At 69.3% G+C, this 690-nt stretch carries 1 protein-coding gene; it reads left to right on the forward strand.

Translation table 11 applies throughout. The annotated features are described in order from the left end of the window. Window positions 1–76: 76 nt before the first annotated feature. Window positions 77–322, forward strand: coding sequence for a hypothetical protein (locus tag AC1DWF_RS34855; RefSeq protein WP_476843042.1), 246 nt, complete (start codon window positions 77–79; stop codon window positions 320–322). The last annotated feature ends 368 nt before the right edge of the window (window positions 323–690 follow it).

Below are 690 nucleotides of genomic sequence, written 5' to 3' on the forward strand. Positions count from 1 at the left end.
CTCAGAGGATGCAGAAACCTCCTCCCAGTCCGGCGCCGGAAACGCCGGGCCGAATGCTCCTGAAGGAGCCAGTCCGATGCGCAAGCTTCTCCCCGTCCTCGCCCTCTCCGGCCTGCTCGGCTTCACCGCCTGCACCGACCCCTACGGCCGCGTCGACCCGCTCGCGACCGGGCTGCTCGGCGTCGGCGTGCTCGCCGCGACCGGCCTCGCGATCGCCGCGTCCAACAGCGGATCGCACTACCACGGACGGGGCTATGGCTATGGTGGCCCGCGCTACGCCTATGCCCGCCCGTCCTACGGCTACGGCCGCCGGGGCTGGTAGCCCTTCCACCGATGGACCGAACAGGAGCCCGGACGCGCAGGCGTCCGGGCTTTTCCTTGTGCAACTGCGCGCCTTTATTCCGCCGCAGCTCTGCCGCGCCCGGCACAATTCGGCCCGCACGCGCCTTGAAGAGACCCTAGGGCTGCCACGAGACGGGGTCAGATTCATCATCAGAGGATCAAGAAACCCCCTCCCGATGCGGATGCTGAAAGCCCCGCATCGCTGCTCCCGAAGGAGCCACACCATGCGCAAGCTTCTCTCCGTCCTCGCGCTCACCGGCCTGATCGGCACCGGCCTCGCGGGCCTTGCCGCCCCCGCCGACGCCCATGGCTATGGATACGGCTATGGTTACGCGCCGCCGCCGGCCT

This window comes from Aminobacter sp. P4_D5 (genome assembly GCF_056401815.1).

What these genes read in the sequence shown, in the direction of transcription:
- AC1DWF_RS34855 (WP_476843042.1), top strand. Translation starts at nt 77, where the DNA reads ATGCGCAAGCTTCTCCCCGTCCTCGCCCTCTCCGGCCTGCTCGGCTTC.